Here is a 4,045-nt window from a genome sequence, read left to right on the forward strand (position 1 = left end):
CTGTCACCCGGTGCCGACCCAACGCGCCCGGCGCGCGCCGGAGGCGCGGCGGAGGCGCGGCGGTGGCAGCGAAAGCGTTTCCAGCGGGCGGGCGCATCGTGGACGATGAGTCACGCGAATCCCGATCCGGGCCCCGGGCCCGACCGTCCGTGCTGGAGCCGAGAGACCATGGCAGAGGCAGAGAACGTGCCGGTGCGGTGCCCGGTGTGCCGTCGTGAACACCTCTACGCGCCGCCCGTCCACCCGTGCCCGTGCGGCGCCCCGGTGGCACCGCCGCTGCTGCGCGGCGGCATCCCCGTGCGGATCCACCGCCGTGTCTGGGCGGACTCCTGGGTGACGGTGCGCTGCGCGGCCTGCGGGCGGTACGACGAGTGGCCGCGTCCGGAGCTGGCCTGCCCGTGCGGCGCACTCCTGCGCCTGCCCCTCGCCCCCGGCGGTCCCCACGTCCCCGGCGCCTCCCCGTCCGGTCCTCCCGCCGCTCCGGCCGCCGTCCCCGACCCCGCCGGCCCTCCGGCGCCCCGGGGCACGGCGGCGCGGACCACGGCCCGGGAGCGGCCCGCCTTCCGACCGCTCACCATCCGCACCGCCCGGGACGCGGTGGCCGCCGCCGCGCGCTACCTGGGCTGGCTGGGCTTCGAACGGGTGCGCACCACGCCCGGGACCCGTCCCGCCTCGGGCGTCGATCTGCGCGGGCCCGAGGTCCTGGCCCGGGTGGACCCCACCACCTCGCCGGTCGCGCCCGCCGCCGTCGAGACGCTGTGGCTGCACGGGCTCAACGAGTCGGCGGTCGCCGTCTGCTTCGCCCTGGCCGGCTACACCCCCGAGGCCCGCCGCCGCGCGGACGGCCTCCGGCTGCCGCTGTTCGTCATGGACCTGACGGGGACGCCGCAGCCGGTCAACGACGCGGCGCGCGACCTGGTCCGCACCGGCGCCGCGCACTGACACCACCCGGGCGTCCCCCGGACCTCCCCCGGACCTCGCCGGCAGGCGTCCGGCGGGCCCGGCCCCGGCGGGCGTGTCCGCCGGGGCCGGGCGCCGGTGCGGACGGGCCGGTCGGTGGCCCTTTGCGTCAGTGGCCCTTCTCGCGGTACTCGGTGCCCGTGCCCTCCTCCCGGACGCGCGCCGCGTGGTCGCGCAGCTCGACGCGGCGGATCTTGCCGGAGATGGTCTTGGGCAGCTCGGCGAACTCGATGATCCGCACCCGCTTGTAGGGCGCGAGGACGGCGCGCGAGTGCGCGAAGATCGCCTCGGCCGTCTCCGGCCCCGGCTCCCAGCCGTCGGCGAGGACGACGTACGCCTTGGGCACGGCCAGCCGCAGCGGGTCCGGGGAGGGGACGACCGCGGCCTCGGCGACCGCCTCGTGCTCCAGCAGGGCGCTCTCCAGCTCGAACGGGGAGATCTTGTAGTCGGACGCCTTGAAGACGTCGTCGGCGCGGCCGACGTAGGTCAGGCGGCCGTCCGCGTCGCGCGAGCCGATGTCGCCGGTGCGGTAGTAGCCGTCCCGCATCACCTCGGCGGTGCGCTCGGCGTCCCCGTGGTAGCCGGCCATCAGGGCGGCGGGCCGGTGGGCCAGGTCGAGGCAGATCTCGCCCTCCTCCGCGCCCGGCTTCCCGGTCACCGGGTCCACCAGCTCCACGGTGTAGCCGGGGGCGGGGAACCCCATGGAGCCGGCCTTGAGCGGCTGGCCGGGGAAGTTGCCGATCTGGATGGTGGTCTCGGTCTGGCCGAAGCCGTCGCGGATGGTCACCCCCCACGCGTCGCGCACCCGCTCGATGACCTCGGGGTTGAGCGGTTCGCCGGCCGCCACGACCTCGCGCGGCGGGGTGCGGAGCTGCGTCAGGTCGGCCTGGATGAGCATGCGCCACACCGTCGGCGGCGCGCAGAAGGTGTCCACGCCCACCCGGTCCATCTCGGTCATCAGCCGGACGGCGTCGAAGCGGGTGTAGTTGTGCACGAAGACCGTGGCCTCGGCGGACCAGGGCGCGAAGAAGCTGCTCCAGGCGTGCTTGGCCCAGCCCGGCGAGGAGATGTTGAGGTGGACGTCGCCGGGCTTGAGGCCGATCCAGTACATCGTCGACAGGTGCCCGACCGGGTACGAGGTGTGGGTGTGCTCGACCAGCTTGGGCCGGGCGGTGGTGCCGGAGGTGAAGTACAGCAGCAGGGTGTCGTCGGCGCGGGTGGGGCCGTCCGGCCCGAACTCCTCCGCCGCGCCGTACGCCTCGCCGTACTCCCGCCAGCCCGGCGCCGTCCCGCCGCCGCTGCCGCCGCCGACGGCGATGCGGGTGTAGTCGCCGGGCACGTCGTCGAACTTGGCCGTGTCCGCGGCCCGGACGATCACGTGCGCGGCCCGGCCCCGCTCGATGCGGTCGGCCAGGTCGGCGGGGCCCAGCAGCGGGGTGGCGGGGATGACGACGGCGCGCAGCTTCATCGCGGCCAGCAGGGTCTCCCACAGCTCGACCTGGTTGCCGAGCATGACGACGATCCGGTCGCCCGCCCGCACGCCCTGGCGCCTGAGCCAGTTGGCGACCCGGTTGGAGCGCGCGCGCATCTCCGCGAACGACACGCTCAGCTCGCTCCCGTCCTCCTCGGTGATGTGCAGGGCTACGCGGTCGTTGCCCTCGGCGATGTGGTCGAACCAGTCCAGGGCCCAGTTGAAGTGCTCGAGCACCGGCCACCGGAACTCCTCGCGGGCCGCCGCGTAGTCCTCGCGGTGCCGCAGCAGCACCTCGCGTGCGGCGCGGAACGCCTCGGTCGGGGTGAGGGTTGCCGTCATGCGTCCTCCTTGTTGCCCGGAGCCGCGGAGCCTCGTGAGGCCTCCCGCGGAGGTTGTGCGCCGGCGCGTGGCCGGTGCACCGATCTCACCACTCCGGGCCCGGACGGGGGAAGGGGCAGGTCGGGACGCTTTGGCGGGAGGGCCGCCGCCGCGCCCGGACCGCCCTCCTTCCCCCCTCCGCTTCTCCGCGCGACTCACCGTCCCGGCGGGCTCACTCGTTGACGAAGAGGCAGAACGGGTGCCCGGCCGGGTCGGTGTAGACCCGCACGTCGGGCTGGGGCTGGAAGTCGGCGAGCCGGGCGCCGACCGCGACCGCGTGCCGGTGGGCCGCCTCCAGGTCGTCGACCTCGAAGTCCAGGTGCAGCATCATCTGCTGGTGTCCGCCGTCGCTGGGCCAGCTGGGCGGCCGGTACTCCGGCTCGGTCTGGAAGGAGATCTTGGTGGTGTCCGGGCCCTTCAGGCTCACCCAGTCCGGCTCGTCGGCGACGGTCTCCCAGCCCAGCAGCCGGCGGTAGAAGTCGGCCAGCGCGCGGGCGTCGGGCGCGTCGAGGACGACTCCGGCCAGCGCCCTGGGGACGCCGTCGCCGTGCGGGGTGCCGCCGCCTTCGGTCTGGGTCACGGTCTCGGTCACGGTGCCTCCGTCGAGGGGGTCGTGGAGCGGGATGTCACCGGACCGGTTACCCGCACCGCCTCGGTTCACCTCCGTTCGTATGCCGCGTACATGCCGGACCGCGCGGTGGTCAGCGCGGCGGTCAGCGTTTGACGCGGCTGCGGACGGCGAGGACGGCCAGGCCGAGGAGGACGGGTTCGGCCAGCCGGGAGGCCATCTCGGTGTACGTGCCGGTGGTGGTCAGGTCCTGGCCGGAGGAGCGGAAGATCACCGAGTTGATCACCACCCGCAGACTCTTCTCGAACCGTTCGGTGGTGACGCGCTCGGTCAGCGGACCGGTGGGGTTGGCCGGGTCCGGGGTGTCGGTGGTGAGGACGACCTCCTGCCCGGCGGCGACCTGGCGGCCGGTGGTGGTCGGCTTGGGGTCGTCGGCGGGCAGGCCCCACAGCACCATCACCGCGAGCGTGACGGTCATCGCCGCCCCCAGCCAGGCCAGCGCGCGGGTGGCGCGCAGCCCGTACCCGGAGACGGCCCAGTACAAGGTGAGCAGGGCCCGCTCCCCCCAGGGACGGGTGGCATCGTGGCGGCGCATCTCGCACTCGCCGTAGTAGAAGTCGGCCGCGTCCGGCTCGTTCTTGCCGTCCTCCAGCGACTTGCGCACC

Annotated in this window: 3 protein-coding genes and 1 pseudogene; 1 reads left to right on the forward strand and 3 read right to left on the reverse strand. The window is 74.8% G+C overall.

The window, feature by feature from the left end:
* Window positions 1-168: 168 nt before the first annotated feature.
* The gene (locus VE546_RS27190; RefSeq protein WP_324926941.1) at window positions 169-942 is read left to right on the forward strand and encodes a hypothetical protein; all 774 of its coding nucleotides are present in this window, start codon (window positions 169-171) and stop codon (window positions 940-942) included.
* Window positions 943-1,069: 127 nt separating this feature from the next.
* Here the strand turns inward: VE546_RS27190 and VE546_RS27195 are convergent, their stop codons facing one another.
* From VE546_RS27195 to VE546_RS27205, 3 genes and pseudogenes are all read right to left on the reverse strand, one after another.
* Window positions 1,070-2,773, reverse strand: coding sequence for an AMP-binding protein (locus VE546_RS27195; protein WP_324926944.1), 1,704 nt, complete (start codon window positions 2,771-2,773; stop codon window positions 1,070-1,072).
* 211 nt (window positions 2,774-2,984) lie between these two features.
* Window positions 2,985-3,404, reverse strand: a complete 420-nt coding sequence (locus tag VE546_RS27200; protein WP_324926947.1) for a VOC family protein — start codon at window positions 3,402-3,404, stop codon at window positions 2,985-2,987.
* 121 nt (window positions 3,405-3,525) lie between these two features.
* Window positions 3,526-4,045, reverse strand: a pseudogene (locus VE546_RS27205) (hypothetical protein); the annotation flags it as partial.

The sequence above is a fragment of the Streptomyces sp. genome, assembly GCF_035644915.1.
Lineage (GTDB): Bacteria > Actinomycetota > Actinomycetes > Streptomycetales > Streptomycetaceae > Streptomyces.

What these genes read in the sequence shown, in the direction of transcription:
- VE546_RS27190 (WP_324926941.1), top strand. Translation starts at nt 169, where the DNA reads ATGGCAGAGGCAGAGAACGTGCCGGTGCGGTGCCCGGTGTGCCGTCGT.
- VE546_RS27195 (WP_324926944.1), bottom strand. Translation starts at nt 2,773, where the DNA reads ATGACGGCAACCCTCACCCCGACCGAGGCGTTCCGCGCCGCACGCGAG.